Source organism: Tardiphaga sp. 866_E4_N1_4 (genome assembly GCF_052076075.1).
GTDB lineage: Bacteria > Pseudomonadota > Alphaproteobacteria > Rhizobiales > Xanthobacteraceae > Tardiphaga > Tardiphaga robiniae.
The window spans coordinates 1,863,463-1,881,737 of record NZ_CP197242.1 but is presented as its reverse complement, the minus strand read 5'-3'; the positions used below and the strand labels follow the sequence as shown (position 1 = coordinate 1,881,737).

Below are 18,275 nucleotides of genomic sequence, written 5' to 3'. Positions count from 1 at the left end.
ACCGGTGACTCCCATGCCGGGATTCCGGGTTCGCGCCAAGAGGCGCGCCCTCAGGCACACCAATTGGTGTGCCGGGGAATGACGGCGTGATCAATGGCGCATCCCGAGCTACGATGGCGGTGACCAGCCGCGATCAACGCGGCACTAAGACCGGGAGGCACCATGACCATCTCCACCGCCGAGAAGCGCGCCAACTTTCGCAAGCTCCACGAGACCGGCTGCTTCGTGCTGCCCAATCCCTGGGATGTCGGCAGCGCCCGCTATCTCGCGCATCTCGGCTTCAAGGCGCTGGCCTCGACGTCAGCCGGCTATGCCTGGTCCACCGGCCGTCCCGACAACAAGGTCACCGCGGACGACGTCATCGAACACCTCGCGCTGCTGTCTGCCGCCACCGATCTCCCCGTGAATGCCGATTTCGAGGCCGGCTTTGCCGATGACCCGGCCGGCGTCGCCGCCAATGTCGCCCGCGCGGTCAAAAGTGGAATCGCTGGCCTGTCCATCGAGAATTCCACCGGCAAGCCGGACAAGCCGCTCTATGACGATACCCTCGCCGTCGAGCGCATCAAGGCCGCCCGCGCCGCCATCGACAGCGTCGATCCCACTGTCATGCTGGTCGCGCGCTGCGAAGGTTTTCTGCATGGCGAGCGCGACCTGACAAAGACCACCGCGCGCCTTGTCGCCTTTGCGGAGGCCGGCGCGGATTGCCTCTATGCGCCGGGCGTGGCCTCGGACGAAGAGATCACCACGCTGGTGAAGGCGATCGGCGGCAAGCCGCTCAATGTGCTCACCGTGCAGCCGACCATGACCGTGGCGCATCTCGCCAGCCTCGGCGTCCGCCGCATCAGCGTCGGCGGCGCGCTGGCGCGGGTGGCCTGGGCGGGGTTCATGCAGGCGTCGCAGGAGATCGCCGGGAAGGGGACGTTCACGGCGTTCGCTAACGGGGCAAAGGGCGGGGAGCTGAATAAGCTGTTTGGAAGCTGATCGCCGGTGGGCCGCAGTGGGAATGCGAATGCAGTAGGTCGCTTTCAAGGATTGGTTTGTAATAGCATCGGAGGCGACTGAACATCCGGGTAGGTACCATGGCCCTTAAACGACTGGTCGTGATTTGGAAGATTCGACGCGCTCAGCGGCTCAAGGACAGCGAAGCGGATGATGTCTTTAAAGAGCTCTTCAAATACGTGGGCGAGACAGGTGAGCTTCCGAGCAAAGATCAAATAAGCGCGGCTATCATGACGAGTGTTGAAGCTGGACGAGCAATAGACGAGTATATCGCAGTTCTGGAGTCGGACTATTGGGCCGACTTGGCGCAAAGATATCTGCTGCCTACGCCGCACAACGATGCATACCTAAGAACGAAGTATTTTGCACAAGAGTATAAGCGATCATTTTTCTATTTCAACGAAGAGACTCTAGCTGCGCTTAGAAATTCGGTACGAAAAGAGCAGAAAGAGCGGTCAGAAAATTTTCGCGCTTGGGCCTCGCTCGCAATCGGCTTCGTTGGGGCCTTAATTGGTCTTACCGCGATGCTCAAGAAGTGAGGTAGTCGGTCTCACTAACTAACGATTTTTTAGCCGATTGCCAGGGTTGGCTCATCGCGAGTGTAGAAGCGCCCAACGAGGAACTGCTCATCATCAAGGTCAGGTGAAATCATGGCCGTCGCGTATATAATCTGATGCTCGCATTTTGCGTCGCAGGATACGCGGAGTATCTGATTCTGAAAGTTGTGGCTGCGCTCCGGCTCCATACCTTTATCTTCTATCGTGTCGATCATTACGAAGCGCGGATGGCGGAATGACCAGTCCTTAGTTGCTGCCGCGAAGAAGCCCAGAAAGAAGCTGCTTTTCAGAATAACTCGCGAGCTGGCCGAGAAATACCGCTGGCCGTCGACGGTGATTGAATTGCTCTCAAATCCGAACTGTATCGTTTGCGGATTTTCGAAGGAGTCTTGTCTGCGAAGGTCGTTCCTCAGAAGGGTTTTGATTTCTTCAGAAATCTCGGTTTTTGCCTTGCTTAATTGTCGTTCCTGAGATGCGCGCAGATGTGCGTTCTCAGACTTAAGAAGACTTAGCTCAGAGTTCAGTAGAGCTTTCTTCGCTGATGCTTCGTCGATAAGTCGAATTAACGCTTCCTTAGATACTAGATCTTCAATTTGACGCTCAATGTATCCGGCAGCGCGATGCAAAGATCGCAATTTTTCGCGGGCTTCCGTGGAGGGCAGGCGTTGCGCGGAGCTCAAGCGATTTGCTGCTTGGCGCCATTGCGCGTTAATCCTGATAATCCTCTCTTGGAGGTTTTTCAGGCGGCTTTCACGGACGCTTTGAAGTTGTTGCGATTGCTTCAGCTGAATAGCTGAATCGTTAATGGTTGCGACAATTCTATCGGGCCCTTGGCCGCCTTCGAATTCAATGTGGCAAAGATGACAGCTCTTATCGTCTTTGTGCTCCGCCACGGGTGATAGGCAAGCGGGGCATATCGTAAAACGTACATCGCCAAGATGATTGGCGACGGCATCGGCATCGCTTAGGGCTGACAGCTTTTGCTCTAAGCTGCGAATGAACTTGGTAGAGTCGGCCATCGAAAGGCTTAAGCGGTCGTGTTCTAGCTGAAGACTTGCTAGTTCAGACTGCGCTCGCTGAACTTCTGAATAAGCTTCGTTCTGCACTTGCAGTGTCAGCTTGTCGGAATCTGCGGCAGAAAAGACCTCTTGCTCAACTTTTTCAATCTCGTGTTGAATATCGCTCTGTTGCGAAATAAGTGCGCGGCGCTCGGTCTCGACCCATTCTAGCGTAAGGCTATGTTCCATTTTTCCGGCAACAGAGATTAAGCTTTTTAGCTGGCCGTCCGCCGCGTCGAATTCTCGAGTTTTGTCTCGGATCAGGATGTCGTTTTGATAAACTCTGTTGTCGAAGGAGCCGCACAAAACGCGCCCGACGGCATCTCGGATTAGCGGCGAATCGTATCGAGTTTCGTATCGAAATAGTGTTTCTATCGGGCTCAGCTGATCGGCGTATAGCAATCGAAGTATCTGGTGCATGGTGAGATTGCCCGAAACGTCGTTTGCGACTTCCGGAAGCCCTAGCAATCGGAATACAGCTTGGGAAAAGCTCTCTTGTGATTGATTCCGACGGTAGGGGTACTTCAGCCAAGAATCGCGCGGTGCGCGCTTTGCGGTTTCATAATTTCCTCCAAATAACTCCATTGGCTGTCCGGATTGTAACGATATCTCGCGGCCAAGAGTTGCCGGCATTCCATTGAGCTCGACCTCTATCACGACGCGCGTGCAAAGCGATGCAGTCTCACTCCAATCCGATAGGTCGCCTCCCATGCCGTAATAAATGCAGTTGAGGATTGTCGATTTCCCTGACGAGTTTTCGCCGCGGATTACATTCACTCCAGCATGAAACATCTCGTCGTACACCGTGTGCTCGTTACGGAGGACGATGAGACGCTTGACAATTAGGCTGGGCTTAAATCGCATCATATCGGTGCTCCAAAAGACCGGTTCTGTCTTTCAGGCCGTTGCGACCAGTGAGAGGGTATTCGTGCGTCAGGACGCCTATTAGGTCTGTAAGCGATGGCTCATTCGCGTTTGCGTTCAAGGCGCGTTGAGCCAGTGGCTCCGGAATATTTGCGCCTGTCGGGCGAACAACATCATGCTGCCATGCAGTTGGGTCGATGATGAGTTTATCTGCTAATGTTTCCATTGCCGTGCACTGAATTGGTGCCATCCGTGCGAAAATAACTGCGTCTTCGGGTTGCTCGCCATAGGGTTTGTTGTCCTGAAAGAGCGCATCAAATTTGCGGAAGCGGCTATGCTGTGGCGATAAGCGTGCGGCTGAAATGCGAAACGGATATAGAAGATAATAATCCAGAATTCGAACATGGTCCCGCGGTAAAGAATTGCAGGATGCGATGTAGGGTAGCAATCGTATAAGACGAAATACTGAGTGGAATGGATCGAGCGCAGGCTGATACGAGAGCTGTATCATTTGTGCCACCGAACGAAGCACTGCTCCGCGAGCCAATATACCATTCCCATGGCAGTGCTATGGTTGATTGTGAAAACGCTGGCTCCACATTCGTTGACGGTCGGGGTGACTATTCTGTCCCTAATGAGCTCATTGACTTGAACTGGCGAGACGCTGGCTATCTGTGGCCTAATTACATAGGTGAATTCGTACTCAGCTTTAGCCAGCAGGTAAGCAAATATCTCCTGAGCTGACGCATACAGAGACCATCTCTCTAGTAGTTTTGAGAATTGCTCTTTTTTCTCGATCGCTTCGAGGTATTCGTTTTCACGATCGGCTTTCTTTAGCTTGGCCTCCAGACCATGAATCCCGTCGTGGGCGCGTCGGGTGTGAAAGTGTGCTAGTGCTTCGATTGTATCTTTTGCGCACTGATTGTTCGTGACTTCGTCATGCAATTTTCGCAGCAGTTTGTCGACGATGCCGGGCGATGCGGTAGTCGGATGATAGTGCTGCTCATACTTGTTGCCGCCTACGATATCGCCACCGGCGTTGGCGCCTGTCTGATTGATATTCATCTGTTTCTTGCGCTCCGAGCGAGCCTCTCCTAGCGAGAGTTGCCACTCGTGTGCTTGTCGCCGCCAACGACGTCGCCGCCCGCTGTTGCACGTGATTGATTAACGGAGGTGATATCTCGACCGGCTCGGCTGTTCATGAGCTTTAAGGTCAAGAGTGATCCGCCCGCAAGACCTGCGACAAAACTTCCGATTTCGGACGCGTACTTAGCGATGAAATCCATAGCCCCCCCTGCGAAGACGTAATTGTTTGTTCCTTACATACAGCAATTACTAGTTGATCATAGGCTCGGCAAGAGATTTAGTCTTTTGACTGGACTTCCACACCGCAGAAACTGCGTCAACTGCGCGCTGTCCGGATTAATGGCACGATGGGACAAACGGTCGTCTATTTCGAAGCTAATTAAGACGCCACATGGCTTCATGTATCTTACTGTGCTGTTCGGACCCGTAAGGCGAGAACCCTACGCCCTTCGCCGCTTCCCCCTCGGCCGTAACGCCGGATGATCCCGCTCCGGCGGCGTGTGCGCGTCTTCCAGCAGCGCCATCGCTTCCTCAGGAATGCGGTCGATCATGACGCCGCCGCGGCGCATCTCCTTCAGTGCGGTGCAGATCGCGGTGTCGCGGTCGATCCAGTCCTGGCCGGTGCGCGCCGGCGCATCGGGGTGGCGGCGCGGGCGGCGGTTGCCCATGGCTTCCAGCCGCGCCATTTTCAGCACCTGCATGGCCTGGACCAGCCGGTCGAGATCGACCGAAGGGCTGTTCCACAGCTCAGTAACGCAGCGCTCGGCCAGCAGATGGAGCTTGTTGCCGAGCTGGCGCAGCTTCTGCTTCCGGCCGGCGCGAAAGCCCGGAACCGTGTCGCTGGCAACAGGCGCAAACGGATGACGCTGCCAGCCGCCGTTACACGCCCACTTCGTGACGCTGGCCTTGCTGACGCCGGTCTTTGCCGCGATCTGCGCGTGACTCAGCGTGGTCTGCTCGATCAGGCGACGCACCGCGGTGATCGTGGCATTCGCATGCGGTTGCCTCGAGCCCTTGGGGCGCCCGCCCGGCATGGGCGGCGGTCCGGGATCCGCATCATCAGTCACCCGGAGGCGCACCACCGCGTCCGAGGAGGTGTCGATGACGCGGATGTTGGAGGGAAAGAGAGGATAGGCAGGATAGCGCATGCTGACTCCCTTTAGAGCGCGGTCAATCGGGATTGGAATATATGCCTATTACAGGAGAGCGCAAGCGAGGCGTGCGTTGGCTTTCGAAGTCGTCATTCCGGGGCGCTCGCCACTTAGCGAGCGAACCTCAGCCACTCCAATTGGAGTGGCGGGGAATCTCCGCGTGTTTGGCTCTACGGAGACTCCCATGTCGAGATTCCGGGTTCGGTCCCGCCGCCTGCGGCGTCGTTCCCGCCCCGGAATGACAGTGTGTGGACGCGCAGTGGCTTACGCGCCCATCCGCCCGCGTGCCCCCTCGATCCCCAACACCTTCATCCTTGAAGCCAGCGTCGTCGGTTTGATGTCCAGCAGCTCGGCCGCGCCGTCGGGGCCGAACACCTTGCCGGATGTCGCGGCAAGCGCCGCGAGGATGTTGCTGCGCTCGTGATCGCGCAGTTCGGCCGAGGTCATCACCGCCGGCCGGGCGTCAGACTTCACGCGATGGGAGCCCGCGGCGTGATGGGGGCCGGGCGCATCGGGCAGGTCGATCCGCAAACGGCCGTTCTGCGCCAGGATCACCGCGCGCTCGATGACGTTCTGCAGCTCGCGCACATTGCCCGGCCAGTCGTAACGCGATAGCCGCCGTGCATCGCCCTCGGACAATCGCAGGTCGGATTTCAGTTTCTCGCTGAGCAGGAAGTGGTGCGCCAGCAGGGGAATATCCTCGCGGCGGTCGCGCAGCGGCACCGACTCCACGGGAAATACGTTGAGCCGGAAATACAGGTCCTCGCGAAAACGTCCGCGCTGGACTTCCTGTTTCAGGTTGCGGTTGGTGGCGGCGATGACGCGGACGTCGACGGAGCGGGTGCGCTCCTCGCCGACGCGTTCGAAATTGCCTTCCTGCAACACGCGCAGCAGCTTGCCCTGCAGCTCCAGCGGGATCTCGCCGACCTCATCGAGAAACAGCGTGCCGCCATCGGCGAGCTGGAAGCGGCCGATCCGATCGCGCACCGCGCCGGTGAAGGCGCCGCGCACATGGCCGAAGAATTCGCTCTCGAACAATTCGCGCGGGATCGCCGCGCAATTGACGCGGATCAGCGGCCGGTCGCGGCGGCCTGAGGCTTCGTGGATCGCGCGCGCGATCAATTCCTTGCCGGTGCCGGACTCGCCGGTGATCATCACGGCGGCCGTGGTCGGCGCCACCAGCTTGACCTGCCGCAGCGTTTTCTGGATCGCCTCGCTCTGGCCGATGATACCGCGCGGATTGGTCTCGATGCGGATTTCCTCTTGCAGGTAGGCGTTTTCGAGTTCGAGTCGTTCGCGCAGGCGATCGACTTCGGCCAGCGCAGCATGCAGCTTTTCATCGGCTTCGCGGCGCTGGCTGACATCGCGAAACACGATGACTGCGCCGACCACCATGTGGCGGTCGCGGATCGGCGTCGACGTGTATTCGACCCAGACCGGCGAGCCGTCCTTGCGCCAGAACACCTCGTTGTCGACATTGTGCACGGCGCCGTCGCGAAACGCCGCATAGATCGGGCAGTCGTGATCCGGATAGTGACTGCCGTCGTGATGGCTGTGATGCACGATGGGGTGGATTTCCTTGCCGACCAGCTCATCGGCGGTCCAGCCCAGCATGCGCTCCGCCGCGGGATTGACGAAGGTGGTCTTGCCATCGGCATTGACGCCGTAAATGCCTTCGCCCGCGGCGCGCAGGATCAACTGGTTCTCGCGCTCGATGTCCTGAAACACGCGCTCGACGCGCTGCCACGCGGCAATGCCGCCGCGCATGTGATCCTCGGCGGCGGCGTCCACATGACGGCGGCGACGCTGTTCGAGATCGCTCATGGTGAGCAGCAGCAAGGCGCGCTCGCCCTGCGGCACCAGCGATCCCGCATATTCGAGCTGCAACGCTTCGCCGGTGGCGTGGCGCGGCGTCAGCGTGTTGGTCCAGTAGGAGCCCTTGGCCAGCACCGCTTGGGTGAACACGATCAGCGCCGGCAACTGGCCCGCATGCAGCGCGCTGATCTTGATCTGGCGCAGCAGCGCGCGGTCATAGCCGAGCAGGGTGCAGGCGGCCGGATTGGCATCGATGATCTGGTCGGCGTGTGGATCGAGCAGCAGCGTCGGCTCGACCGAATAATCGAAGGCGATGGTGCGCAAATCAGGCGGCTGGGCCGTTGCCAAATCCATCGGCGAAACTCCGAAAAATCGTAATCAGGCTACGAATTTTCGTGTAGCACGAATTCTCGTAATCGCCAACCAAGGCCCGAAATGCCTGCGGCGATTGGACATTCCGGCGCGCGCCGGGCTGGCACACTCCTTGCGTAAATGACCGGAGCGTCACCGAGGAGGTCACATGTCCACATTCGACAATCCGTTCGATCCCGCCCGCCGTTTGCGCGCCGGCGCCTGCAGCTGCGGCCAGCACGCCAGCCAATCCGAGCATGAGGCCACGCTGCAGCTCCGCTGCGACATTCCCGAGACCGAGGCCAAGCGCTACGAGGGTGTTGTCGCCTCGGCGGTGATGCGCGCGGTGTTCCCGAAAGACGTCGCGCGCCGCGCCTTTCTGAAGTCGGTCGGTGCGTCCAGCGCGCTGGCGGCGCTGTCGCAGTTCTTCCCGATCAAGACGGCGACCGAGGTGTTCGCGCAGGGCGCGGGCAAGCTCGAAAAAACCGATCTCAAGGTCGGCTTCATCCCGATCACCTGCGCGACGCCGATCATCATGGCCGATCCGCTGGGGTTCTACAAAAAGCAGGGCCTCAATGTCGAAGTGGTGAAGACCGCCGGCTGGGCCGTCATTCGCGACAAGACCATCAACAAGGAATATGACGCCGCGCATATGCTGGCGCCGATGCCGATCGCGATCTCGCTGGGCCTCGGCTCGCAGCCGATCCCCTATACCGTGCCGGCGATCGAGAACATCAACGGCCAGGGCATCACGCTGGCCATGAAGCACAAGGACAAGCGCGATCCGAAGGACTGGAAGGGCTTCAAGCTCGCGGTGCCCTTCGACTATTCGATGCACAATTATCTCTTGCGCTACTATCTCGCCGAACACGGCATCGATCCCGACACCGATATCCAGATCCGCTCGGTGCCGCCGCCGGAAATGGTCGCCAATCTGCGCGCCGACAATATCGACGGCTTCCTGGCGCCCGACAATATCTGCCAGCGCGCCATCTATGACGGCGTCGGCTTCATGCACATCCTGTCGAAGGAAATCTGGGACGGTCATCCCTGCTGCTCGTTCGCGGCGTCCAAGGAGTTCATCACGACGTCGCCGAATTCCTTCGCCGCGCTGACCCGCGCCATCGTCGATGCGACCGCCTATGCGTCGAAGGCGGAGAACCGCAAGTCGATCGCCGAAGCCATCGCGCCGGCCGCCTATCTCAACGCGCCGCCGGTGGTGCTGGAGCAGGTGCTGACCGGCACCTATGCGGATGGCCTCGGCGGCATCAAGACCGATGCGAAGCGCGTCGATTTCGATCCGTTCCCGTGGCAGTCCTTCGCGGTCTGGATGATGACCCAGATGCAGCGCTGGGGCCAGATCAAGGGCGACGTCGACTACAAGGGCGTGGCTGAGCAGATCTACCTCGCCACCGACACGGCGAAGGTGATGAAGGAGATGGGGTTGAGCCCGCCGGCGACGAGCTACAAGTCGTTCGCGGTGATGGGCAAGACCTTCGATCCCGAAAAGCCGAAGGAGTATCTCGCGAGCTTCAAGATCAGGAAGGCGACGTGAGGTGAGTGTGACGCGCCGGCCGTTCTATTTGTCATCCCCGCGAAGGCGGGGATCCATACACACGTTCGGTGAGAGACGGCCTGCCGACGAGGGCTGCGTTCAAGTTACAAAGTCGGAGGCTATGGATCCCCGCCTTCGCGGGGATGACAGGCTGAGTTTGGGGCGACGTTGAGAGATATAACGAGATAACCAGATAACGAAATGACCTTTTCCCTTCGCTTCCGCGCTGCCGTCGTCTCCATCGCGATCTTCCTCGCCTTCATCGGCGTGTGGCACCTCGCCACGCGGCAAACGGCGAGCGTCGGCACCATGTCGCCGGAATACGCCAAGCTGATGGGCCTCACGGCGACGTCGGGCAAATCCGCGATGCCTGGGCCGCTCGATGTCGGCGCCAAGCTGTGGGAGCATCTCAAGCGGCCATTCTATGACAACGGGCCGAACGACAAGGGGCTCGGCATCCAGCTCGCCTATTCGATCGGCCGCGTCGGGCTCGGCTATCTCATCGCCGTGATCGTCGCGATTCCGCTCGGCTTCCTGATCGGCATGTCGCCGCTGATGAACAAGGCGCTCGATCCCTTCATCCAGGTGCTGAAGCCGATCTCGCCGCTCGCCTGGATGCCGCTCGCGCTCTACACGATCAAGGACTCCAGCCTGTCGGCGATCTTCGTGATCTTCATCTGCTCGGTCTGGCCGATGCTGCTCAACACCGCCTTCGGCGTCGCCGCCGTGCGCAAGGAGTGGATCAATGTCGCGCGCACGCTGGAAGTCGGCACCTTCCGCCGCGCCTTCACCGTCATTCTTCCTGCGGCCGCGCCAACGATCCTCACCGGCATGCGCATTTCCATCGGCATCGCGTGGCTGGTGATCGTTGCGGCTGAAATGTTGGTCGGCGGAACGGGGATTGGTTACTTCGTCTGGAACGAATGGAATAATTTATCGATCACAAATGTGATTATCGCGATCCTGCTGATTGGGATCGTCGGCATGCTGCTCGATCAGATATTAGCGCGCTTCACCCGCATGGTCACGTTTCCGGAGTGATGCGATGCGATTTGTAATCTTAACGAGCGCCTCTTGCTTACCTCTCCCCGCTTGCGGGGAGAGGTCGCCGGGCGAAGCGCAGCGAAGCCGGGCGGGTGAGGGGGGCTCTCCATTTGCTCCGAGCCCGCTGCGACTCCCCCTCATCCCGACCTTCTCCCCGCAAGCGGGGAGAAGGAGTGGCGCGTCGCTGAAAGTATCGTCATGACCACCAAATTCATTTCCATCGAGGGCATCGCCAAGCGCTATCCGGCGTCATCAGGCAACGGCGGCACCACGATCTTCGAGGATCTCTGGCTGTCGATGCCACCAGGCGAGTTCGGCTGCATCATTGGTCATTCCGGCTGCGGCAAGACCACGGTGCTGAACATCCTCGCCGGGCTCGATGAGCCCAGTGAAGGCACCGTGATCGTCGACGGCCAGGCGATCTCCGGCACCAGCCTCGACCGCGCGGTGATCTTCCAGAGCCACGCGCTGCTGCCGTGGCTGACGGTGATGGGCAACATCGCCTACGCCGTGTCGTCGAAATGGCGCAAGTGGGACAAGGCGAAAGTCCGCGCCCATGCGCAAACCTATATCGACAAGGTCGGCCTCACGGGCTCCGAGCACAAGCGGCCGTCGGAACTGTCCGGCGGCATGAAGCAGCGCGTCGGCATCGCGCGCGCGCTGTCGATCACGCCGAAAATCATGCTGATGGACGAGCCGTTCTCGGCGCTCGACGCGCTGACACGGGGGACGCTGCAGGACGAGGTGCGGCGCGTGACGCTGGAGACCGGCCAGACCACCTTCATGATCACCCATGACGTCGACGAGGCGATGTATCTCGCCGACAAGATTTTTCTGATGACCAACGGCCCCGGCGCCGTGCTGGCGGAGATCGTCGAGAACCCGCTGCCGCGGGATCGCTCGCGCATCGATCTGCACAAGCACCCGCAATATTACGCGCTGCGCAACCACATCATCGATTTCCTGGTGACGCGCAGCAAGACCTTCACCGCCGCCACGCCGCACCACGACCCGCGCCGCGTGCCGGTGGTCAGGCCCGCATTCCCCGAGGCGCCAACGATGCCGTCTCTTCACAGCGCGACGCGCTAGCCGCGTCAACGAAGCCTCACGACCGAAGGAGAACCATCATGCTGCGATCCGACCTCACCGAAAAGCTGCTCGACATCAAGCGCGAGAAGGAATGGACCTGGAAATATATCTGCGAGCAGATCGGCGGCTATTCCGAAGTGCTGATCGTCGGCGCCATTCTCGGCAACATGAAGCTGACCAAGCCGCAGGCGGCCAATGCCGGCGAGCTGTTCGGCCTCTCGAAGAGCGAGACTGCGATGCTCAACGAGATCCCGATGCGCGCCGAAAACGTGCAGATGCCGCCGCAGGATCCGCTGATCTATCGCTTCTACGAGATGGTGATGGTGAACGGCCCGGCCTGGAAGGCGCTGATCGAGGAGGAATTCGGCGACGGCATCATGTCGGCGATCGATTTCGACATGGTGATGCAGCGCATCGCGAACCCCAAGGGCGACCGCGTCCAGATCACGATGTCCGGCAAGTTCCTGCCGTACAAGTATTACGGCGCGTCGGGCAATGTGCCGGAATATGGGTTCAAGGAAGGGTAGGGGCGAGCGAGCTTATTGTTAAGGAGTAATGTTTCGCATTTCTCCTTAACAATACCGGGCTCGGGTGCTCCGATAAATTCGGAATACGCTAGAATCGTGTGTCCCGCTCAAAAGCTACGTGGCAGTTTGTCGGTCGCGAGTGATGAATCTCGCGCGTTCGAGAAGTTCGTCGTACGTAACGATATCTATGGTGCGATTCTCTCGTCGAAACAGTTCAAACGTATCGCGTCTGATGTTGGCGTCTCGGGCATTGTCAGAGTCCGAAAATTCGTCGCGTGATCCGATCACGAGGATGCTCTTTGCGTTTCGCGTCCGGGTCGCGAGAGTCTCGTGTCCCATCTTATCGTAGTGCGATCCAGATTGGGCGAATGACAACCATTCCGCTTTTTGTTCGACGATCTGCGAGACGGCGCCAATGAATTCTGGGCTGAATTCCCATGTTCCGGCTCTTCCGCCACGGCTCGGCTTGAATATGGGCGTGTCTGGCCTCTTGATCTCGACGAGTACGGTGTAATCAGTGAAGTTCATAAGGAAGTCGATCACAGGTTTGTCTTTATTATCAGTACCGCTGCTTCCAACAGTCATCTCACGGCCAAATTGCCGCATTACACGGTAGTCTAGACCGTAGCCAAACACCCATTGTTCTCGTTCGAAGAAGTCTTGCCATTGCGCCTCGTTCCAGTTTCGTAGGCGCATGTGTTCCTCATACTCACTAAGTCCTTGTTTGCGTCCAAGAACGATATTGATCTCCTCCGGCGTCAATGAGTCGTGCAGAGAATGTAGGAGAGCGTTTCTTTGTTGCTCCGTCATGTTGCGGATGCGCTCAACCATTCCTCGATCTGATGCATCGATAATTGCCTTCGGTCCCGCCTTCGTTGATATGTCTTCGATTTGGAAATTCTCTTCATTCGAGAGGTCGATGAACTGAATTTGCGAAAGAAAGCCAAGCAGGCGGTTGAATTCGTCGGATCGAAAGGTGAATTCACCCGCCCATGCGATACCCGCCGCATGAACCAGCCAATGCCGCACCGCGCGCCTGATGTCGTCTCTGTCCTCGCCTGGATCGAGCAGCATCTCGACGATCCCCTGAGCGTCGAGATCATCGCCGCTTACGCCAAGCTGTCGCCCTATCATTTCTCGCGGCTGTTCTCCGCCGCGATGGGGCGGGGCGTGATGGCGCATGTGCGCGGGCGCCGGCTTGTGCGCGCGGCGCAGCGGCTGACGGCCGATCCCGATCTGCGCCTGGTCGATCTCGCACTCGATTGCGGCTTCGACTCGCAGGAGGCGTTCACCCGCGCCTTCGCCCGCCTGTTCGGCGTCGCGCCCGGGCGGTTTCGGCGCGGTTTCAGTGTCACGCCCATCGAAGGACAATATCCGATGACCATGCCCGATGACGTCGCCGTTTCTGTCACCCGTTTGCCGGACCTGGTGGCACTGGACGCCTTCACCGTCGCAGGTCCTTCGGCGCGGTTCGATGAAGAGACCAAGGCCCAGATTCCGCAACTGTGGTCGAAGCTGATGGGCGCATTGCCGTTCAAAGGGCAGGCGCCGAGCTGGACCACCTATGGCGTGGTCTGGAATGTCGACCGTGCCGAAGGCAGTTTCGATTACATGGCCGGCGTCGGCGTAGACGACGATACGGCGTTGCCTGCGGGCTTTGCGGCAAAGTGTATCGCGGCTTCGAGTTATGCGGTGTTTCGCATCGTGCTGAACGGCGGCGCGGTGCATCCGCAGATCAAGCGCGCGATGGCGACCATCTGGGGCGAGCTGGTGCCGGCCTCCGGGCTCACGGTCGCCGACCGGCCGGATTTCGAACGCTATGACAGCGAGTTCGCGCCGACCAAGAAGGGCGCGGTGATCGATTTCTATTTGCCGGTGGAGGTGTGAGGAGACGTGTGAGGCTCCGTCCTCTCCACGTCATGGCCAGGTGACCCGGCCATCCACGTTGCTTTCTGCGCTCGGCGCAAAGATGGATCCCCGGGTCAAGCCCGGGGATGACGTGGAGAGAGTGGTGGCTAACGGCGAGGTTCATGCATGGTGAAGTGCGGAGGCATGACGGAGTCATGCGCATGATGGCGCGCTAATATCGCCTGCTCCCCCTTGGCCGCAGCGCCGGATGATCCCGCTCCGGCGGCGTATGCGCGGCTTCCAGCAGCGCCATCGCGTCGTCCGGAATCTGTGTCACATCGACGCCGCCGCGGCGCATCTCCTTCAGTGCGGTGCGGATCGCAGCGTCGCGCTCCATCATCTCGCGGCCGGTGCGCGCGGGCATGTCGATGTGGCGGCGCGGGCGCCGGCGGCCCATGGCTTCCAGCCGCGCCATCTTCAGCACCTGCAGCGCCTGCATCAGGCGGTCGATGTCGACATCGGGCTGCGCTTCCAGCTCGCGCACGGCGCGCTCCGCCAGCGCGTGGAGCCGCTCGGCGAGTTTGCGCAGCTTGAGTTTCTGCGAGGCGCGGGCGGAGGGCACGGTGTCGGTGGCACGGGGGGCGAAGAGCGGGCGCTGCCAGCCGCCGTCGCGGGTCCAACGGCAGATCGAGGCGCGGCCGACGCCGGTCTGCTTCGCGATCTCGCCATAGGTCAGCACCGTCGTCTCGATCAGGCGGCGCACCTGCGCGCATGTGGCATCCCCATGCGGCCGCTTTGAGCCGCGCACCCGTGGGCCGCCCACAAAGGCATCCGGCGCCTCGGGCTCATCGGGCGTAACGCGAAGGCGGAGGATGGGGCCGAAGAAAGGATGGGTCATGTCAAAGAATATATACCTAAATCCGGAATTGCACAAGCCGGGCGTGCGACGTCCCGTGCATCGCCGTCCGTCGTCGCCGATTTCGTAGGAGGCGCGCATCCGGTCACTTGGCTGCACCTGTGATTGCGCGATAGGCTGGCACACGTCGATCGTGCCTGGCTCACAAAGAGGGGTCGGCGCGATGTGGAGGAAACCCGGCGGGAACGGCAGGGGGATTTCATGGCAGGTGTCGATTATCTGATCACCGCGCGCGGCATCTCGGGCGCTGCCTTCAACGAGAATGTCGGCACCATCCGCTATCTGCGGGTGCCGACCAATGTGGCGATCCCGACGCCGGCGATGGCGACATCGAGCAAGACCGATCTCGCCAAATGGGTGAAGGAGGTGCGCGACATTGCTGACGGCGATCCCAACCAGAATTCGATCAGCGTGGCCGGCGACATCCTCGTCTTCATCCACGGCTACAACAACGATCTCGACATCATCATGAAGCGCCAGCGGCAGCTCGCGAAGGATCTCAAGGCCGAGGGCTGGAAGGGCCTCGTCATCGGCTTCGACTGGCCGAGCGACAACGAGACGCTGGCCTATTGGCAGGATCGCTCCAAGGGCGCCGAAGTGGCGGTGAAGCTGGTGAGCGATTGCATCACCGTGCTGGCGCAGGGGCAGGAGAAGGACTGCGTCACCAATGTCCATCTGCTCGGCCATTCCACCGGCGCCTATGTGGCCATGGAGGCCTTCGTGCAGGCGGAGAAGGACGGCGCGCTGTTCAAGAGCAACTGGCGCGTCAGCCAGGTCGCCTTCATCGCCGGCGACGTGGCGTCGTCGAGCCTCTCGGTGAATGATTCCTGGTCGGGGCCGATGTTCAAGCGCATCCTGCGCCTGACCAACTACTCGAACCCCTATGACAGCGTGCTGGCGGCCTCCAACGCCAAGCGGCTCGGCGTCGCGCCGCGCGCGGGCCGCGTCGGCCTGCCGCTGGATGCGCATTCGAAAGCCACCAATGTCAATTGCGGGGACTATTTCGCCACGCTCGATCCGAAGAAGAGCACCTTCTTCGGCGACTTCACCCATTCCTGGCACATCGGCAACCGCGTTTTCGCGCGCGACCTTGCCATGACCCTCGAAGGTGCCATCGACCGTGATGCGATCCCGACGCGCGCGGTGGTCGCCGGCGCGCTCATGCTGCAGGACAGACCGCGGCCGAAATTCATGGCCGACTGGGGCATCAAGGCCGCCGCCACCCGCGGCGGCGCGCCGCGCGACGGGACGGGCGTGCTGAGCTAGCGCCGGGCGCGGGCTCCGGCGTGTTGCCCCGCTCAGCGTTTCGACTTGGCCTTTGACTTTTTGGTCTTGGCTTTGCTGGTCTTGGCTTTCTTCGCCTTGGTCGTCTTGGTCTTGGCTATTTTGACCTTTGCCTTCGCGACCTTCTTGGATTTGGTTGTCTTGGCTTTTGCTTTTTTGGCTGACGCAGCCTTTGCCGTCTTCTTCGTTGTTTTCTTCTTGGCTGTCTTCGTCTTCGCCTTCTTCGCTACAGCCTTCGCTGCCTTCTTCTTTTTCGGCGGACGCACCGGTTCGTCATCGCTATGGGTTGCGGCATTGACGGTCCAGTTGGACGCGGGGATCGAGAAGAACATCTCGCGCCGCCGCGACTTGAATCCGCCGGGCTTGAAATAGCTCTGCGTCCATCGGTCGTCCGGATCGAGGAACACCTTTTCCGGCTTCTCGCCTTTCTTGCGCTTGCTGGCCACGTCATTGGCGACATCGCGGAAATAGAAATGCCGGAACAGGCGGTCGAACTCGGTCATGTAGATGTCGGCCACGCGGGTCGAGCCGCGGATCAGGATCATGTTCTCGTCATTGGTGGTCAGCGATCCCTCCGAGAAATTCGCCGAGCCGGTGCAGATCAGGGGATCGTCGCTCAGGGGATCGATCAGCAGATATTTCGTGTGGACGAAGAAGATATTGCCTTCGTCGCGGGTGAGCTCTTCCTTCAGAAACCAGCGGTCGAGCGGAAATTCCTTCACCTTGCGCTTGGCGACCAGCTTGCCGTCGACCACCTTGAACTCGGCGCCCAGCACGGCGCCAAAGGAAATCTGCAGGTCGCGGTCACCCTTGAGTGCCTTGCGCTCGTCGGCGGTGGGCGGCTTTTCCTTGAGCACGAAGCGCAGGAAGTCGCGGTCGCGCGCCAGCGGCTCGATGAAATCGGCGGCGACGTTGAAGGCGGCGGTGAACATGATCGACGAGGTGGCGTCGCTCATCCGGTCGGCATACCAGTTCAGCATTGACGCCGTCTGGCGCGGCGAGAAGATGCAGGTCTGCGATCCCGGCTTCACGAGGGCGGGCGGGTAGGGCGAAATCTCCGCGACGCCTTCCTTCGCCGGCTTGCCGGTCGGGTTGTCGCTCAGGATCGTCCAGTATTTCAGGTATTGTTCGGCGACGTCGCTGTCATGGACGAGGTGGCCGACATTCGATTGGCCGAGGAAGCCGGACGGCGTGATGTTGGTCGAGCCGGTCCACACTTCTTGCGGCGCGTCGCCGTCGAGTTTGATGATGAACTTGTTGTGCGGGATCGGCGGCCGCGTGCGCCAGATCACCACCGGCTCGCCATTGTGCTTCGCCTTGACGTCGAGGCCGGCGGCCTTCATCGCCTTGCGGTTCTTGCCCTTCTTGTCGTCATGCACGATCAGCCGGACGTCGAAGCCGTCATCGATCTTGGTCTTGAACGCTTCGATGATGGGCGCGTAAGTGAATTCGTAAATGCAGGCGCGCAGCGCCTCGCTCTTCTTCGTCGTGTCGATATAGTCCAGGCAGGCCTCCAGCAGGCCGCGCGAGAGCCAGACCGTGTGCTCGTCCTTCGGATTGTCCATCTCCGCTTCGGTCGGCTTGTGGTTCTTGAACTTGCGCGCATAGGCCTGGCTGGCGATGGCGCCGCGGTTGAACCAGATGCCGTGTTGACCATCGTCCTCCTTCTCCGTCGTGACGGTGAAGGCGAGCTTTTCGGCGTCGCGCAGTTCGGGGGCGGTCGGGTCGCCAAATACGGGGATGACCTCGAAGTGATAGGTCGTGCCGGGCTCCGCGGTGTAGTCGCTCCAGAGGAAACTCTGGATCGGAAATTTGTCGGTGAAATACTCTCCGTGCTCGGTGTCGGGCTCTGGCTCGACCTCTTCGAACACTTTCAGCGATCGCAGGAATTCCGGTCTGCCGGCGCCCCTGGCGCGCTGGAACGCAAATCCCAGCAGCCCCTTGCACGCTGCCTCGTCGCAATTGAGGGCGATCATGATTGCGCGCGTGCCCGCGATCGCGCTCGCTTCGAAAGCTCCGGCAGACGTCGTGACGCGCATGGCCCTGTCCCCCCGTTTTCGATGTGACGCTGATGCTCGCCCAACGCCGTATTTTGGTCAACCTATAGAAGATTTGTGACAGGATGCACGCT

At 60.2% G+C, this 18,275-nt stretch carries 16 protein-coding genes; 8 read left to right on the top strand and 8 right to left on the bottom strand.

The window, feature by feature from the left end:
- Nucleotides 1–162: 162 nt before the first annotated feature.
- Together AB8B20_RS09460 and AB8B20_RS09455 are read left to right on the top strand one after the other, a co-directional pair.
- The gene (locus tag AB8B20_RS09460) at nt 163–981 is read left to right on the top strand and encodes an isocitrate lyase/PEP mutase family protein (protein ID WP_439072378.1); all 819 of its coding nucleotides are present in this window, start codon (nt 163–165) and stop codon (nt 979–981) included.
- A 98-nt stretch (nt 982–1,079) separates the two neighbouring features.
- Complete coding sequence (locus tag AB8B20_RS09455) at nt 1,080–1,538, top strand: hypothetical protein (protein WP_439072377.1); 459 nt, start codon at nt 1,080–1,082, stop codon at nt 1,536–1,538.
- A gap of 29 nt (nt 1,539–1,567) precedes the next feature.
- On the opposite strand, the gene AB8B20_RS09450 is transcribed toward AB8B20_RS09455, so the two are convergent.
- The 5 genes from AB8B20_RS09450 to AB8B20_RS09430 all read right to left on the bottom strand — a co-directional run bounded on the left by AB8B20_RS09450 (nt 1,568) and on the right by AB8B20_RS09430 (nt 7,884).
- The gene (locus AB8B20_RS09450; protein WP_439072375.1) at nt 1,568–3,481 is read right to left on the bottom strand and encodes an AAA family ATPase; all 1,914 of its coding nucleotides are present in this window, start codon (nt 3,479–3,481) and stop codon (nt 1,568–1,570) included.
- Entirely contained in the window at nt 3,468–3,989 is a 522-nt protein-coding gene (locus tag AB8B20_RS09445; RefSeq protein ID WP_439072374.1) for an ABC-three component system middle component 5, read from the bottom strand. Before AB8B20_RS09445 ends, AB8B20_RS09450 begins: the two co-directional genes overlap by 14 nt.
- On the bottom strand, nt 3,986–4,543 hold the full coding sequence (locus tag AB8B20_RS09440) for an ABC-three component system protein (protein ID WP_439072373.1): 558 nt from the start codon (nt 4,541–4,543) through the stop codon (nt 3,986–3,988). The genes AB8B20_RS09445 and AB8B20_RS09440 overlap by 4 nt, the downstream gene beginning before the upstream one ends.
- A gap of 461 nt (nt 4,544–5,004) precedes the next feature.
- Entirely contained in the window at nt 5,005–5,712 is a 708-nt protein-coding gene (locus tag AB8B20_RS09435) for a hypothetical protein (RefSeq protein WP_439072372.1), read from the bottom strand.
- A 267-nt stretch (nt 5,713–5,979) separates the two neighbouring features.
- Nucleotides 5,980–7,884 (bottom strand): sigma 54-interacting transcriptional regulator, encoded by a 1,905-nt coding sequence (locus AB8B20_RS09430; protein WP_439072370.1) that lies wholly within the window; start codon nt 7,882–7,884, stop codon nt 5,980–5,982.
- A gap of 166 nt (nt 7,885–8,050) precedes the next feature.
- Here AB8B20_RS09430 and AB8B20_RS09425 point away from each other — a divergent pair, with 166 nt between their 5' ends.
- From AB8B20_RS09425 to cynS, 4 genes are all read left to right on the top strand, one after another.
- Entirely contained in the window at nt 8,051–9,436 is a 1,386-nt protein-coding gene (locus AB8B20_RS09425; RefSeq protein ID WP_439072369.1) for a CmpA/NrtA family ABC transporter substrate-binding protein, read from the top strand.
- A 201-nt stretch (nt 9,437–9,637) separates the two neighbouring features.
- Nucleotides 9,638–10,477, top strand: coding sequence for a nitrate ABC transporter permease (gene ntrB / locus AB8B20_RS09420; RefSeq protein ID WP_439072368.1), 840 nt, complete (start codon nt 9,638–9,640; stop codon nt 10,475–10,477).
- 201 nt (nt 10,478–10,678) lie between these two features.
- Nucleotides 10,679–11,569 (top strand): ABC transporter ATP-binding protein, encoded by an 891-nt coding sequence (locus tag AB8B20_RS09415; RefSeq protein ID WP_439072366.1) that lies wholly within the window; start codon nt 10,679–10,681, stop codon nt 11,567–11,569.
- Between the two features lie 38 nt (nt 11,570–11,607).
- Entirely contained in the window at nt 11,608–12,096 is a 489-nt protein-coding gene (gene cynS, locus AB8B20_RS09410) for a cyanase (protein ID WP_089265045.1), read from the top strand.
- A gap of 114 nt (nt 12,097–12,210) precedes the next feature.
- Here cynS and AB8B20_RS09405 read toward each other — a convergent pair whose 3' ends face one another.
- A complete protein-coding gene (locus tag AB8B20_RS09405) occupies nt 12,211–13,170 on the bottom strand; it encodes a Shedu immune nuclease family protein (RefSeq protein ID WP_439072365.1) in 960 nt (319 codons plus the stop codon).
- On the opposite strand from AB8B20_RS09405, the gene AB8B20_RS09400 reads away from it, so the two are divergent.
- Nucleotides 13,105–13,983: an effector binding domain-containing protein gene (locus AB8B20_RS09400; protein WP_439072364.1), complete on the top strand. Its 879-nt coding sequence runs from the start codon at nt 13,105–13,107 to the stop codon at nt 13,981–13,983. The genes AB8B20_RS09405 and AB8B20_RS09400 overlap by 66 nt on opposite strands.
- Before the next feature lie 193 nt (nt 13,984–14,176).
- Here the strand turns inward: AB8B20_RS09400 and AB8B20_RS09395 are convergent, their stop codons facing one another.
- Nucleotides 14,177–14,842 (bottom strand): hypothetical protein, encoded by a 666-nt coding sequence (locus tag AB8B20_RS09395; RefSeq protein ID WP_439072363.1) that lies wholly within the window; start codon nt 14,840–14,842, stop codon nt 14,177–14,179.
- A gap of 219 nt (nt 14,843–15,061) precedes the next feature.
- Here AB8B20_RS09395 and AB8B20_RS09390 point away from each other — a divergent pair, with 219 nt between their 5' ends.
- Entirely contained in the window at nt 15,062–16,126 is a 1,065-nt protein-coding gene (locus AB8B20_RS09390; protein ID WP_439072362.1) for an alpha/beta fold hydrolase, read from the top strand.
- Between the two features lie 32 nt (nt 16,127–16,158).
- Here the strand turns inward: AB8B20_RS09390 and AB8B20_RS09385 are convergent, their stop codons facing one another.
- The gene (locus AB8B20_RS09385) at nt 16,159–18,183 is read right to left on the bottom strand and encodes a phospholipase D-like domain-containing protein (RefSeq protein ID WP_439072361.1); all 2,025 of its coding nucleotides are present in this window, start codon (nt 18,181–18,183) and stop codon (nt 16,159–16,161) included.
- Nucleotides 18,184–18,275: the final 92 nt, after the last annotated feature.

Coding starts and splice junctions, on each gene's coding strand:
- AB8B20_RS09460 (WP_439072378.1), top strand. CDS start 163: ATGACCATCTCCACCGCCGAGAAGCGCGCCAACTTTCGCAAGCTCCAC.
- AB8B20_RS09455 (WP_439072377.1), top strand. CDS start 1,080: ATGGCCCTTAAACGACTGGTCGTGATTTGGAAGATTCGACGCGCTCAG.
- AB8B20_RS09450 (WP_439072375.1), bottom strand. CDS start 3,481: ATGATGCGATTTAAGCCCAGCCTAATTGTCAAGCGTCTCATCGTCCTC.
- AB8B20_RS09445 (WP_439072374.1), bottom strand. CDS start 3,989: ATGATACAGCTCTCGTATCAGCCTGCGCTCGATCCATTCCACTCAGTA.
- AB8B20_RS09440 (WP_439072373.1), bottom strand. CDS start 4,543: ATGAATATCAATCAGACAGGCGCCAACGCCGGTGGCGATATCGTAGGC.
- AB8B20_RS09435 (WP_439072372.1), bottom strand. CDS start 5,712: ATGCGCTATCCTGCCTATCCTCTCTTTCCCTCCAACATCCGCGTCATC.
- AB8B20_RS09430 (WP_439072370.1), bottom strand. CDS start 7,884: ATGGATTTGGCAACGGCCCAGCCGCCTGATTTGCGCACCATCGCCTTC.
- AB8B20_RS09425 (WP_439072369.1), top strand. CDS start 8,051: ATGTCCACATTCGACAATCCGTTCGATCCCGCCCGCCGTTTGCGCGCC.
- ntrB (WP_439072368.1), top strand. CDS start 9,638: ATGACCTTTTCCCTTCGCTTCCGCGCTGCCGTCGTCTCCATCGCGATC.
- AB8B20_RS09415 (WP_439072366.1), top strand. CDS start 10,679: ATGACCACCAAATTCATTTCCATCGAGGGCATCGCCAAGCGCTATCCG.
- cynS (WP_089265045.1), top strand. CDS start 11,608: ATGCTGCGATCCGACCTCACCGAAAAGCTGCTCGACATCAAGCGCGAG.
- AB8B20_RS09400 (WP_439072364.1), top strand. CDS start 13,105: ATGAACCAGCCAATGCCGCACCGCGCGCCTGATGTCGTCTCTGTCCTC.
- AB8B20_RS09405 (WP_439072365.1), bottom strand. CDS start 13,170: ATGCTGCTCGATCCAGGCGAGGACAGAGACGACATCAGGCGCGCGGTG.
- AB8B20_RS09395 (WP_439072363.1), bottom strand. CDS start 14,842: ATGACCCATCCTTTCTTCGGCCCCATCCTCCGCCTTCGCGTTACGCCC.
- AB8B20_RS09390 (WP_439072362.1), top strand. CDS start 15,062: ATGGCAGGTGTCGATTATCTGATCACCGCGCGCGGCATCTCGGGCGCT.
- AB8B20_RS09385 (WP_439072361.1), bottom strand. CDS start 18,183: ATGCGCGTCACGACGTCTGCCGGAGCTTTCGAAGCGAGCGCGATCGCG.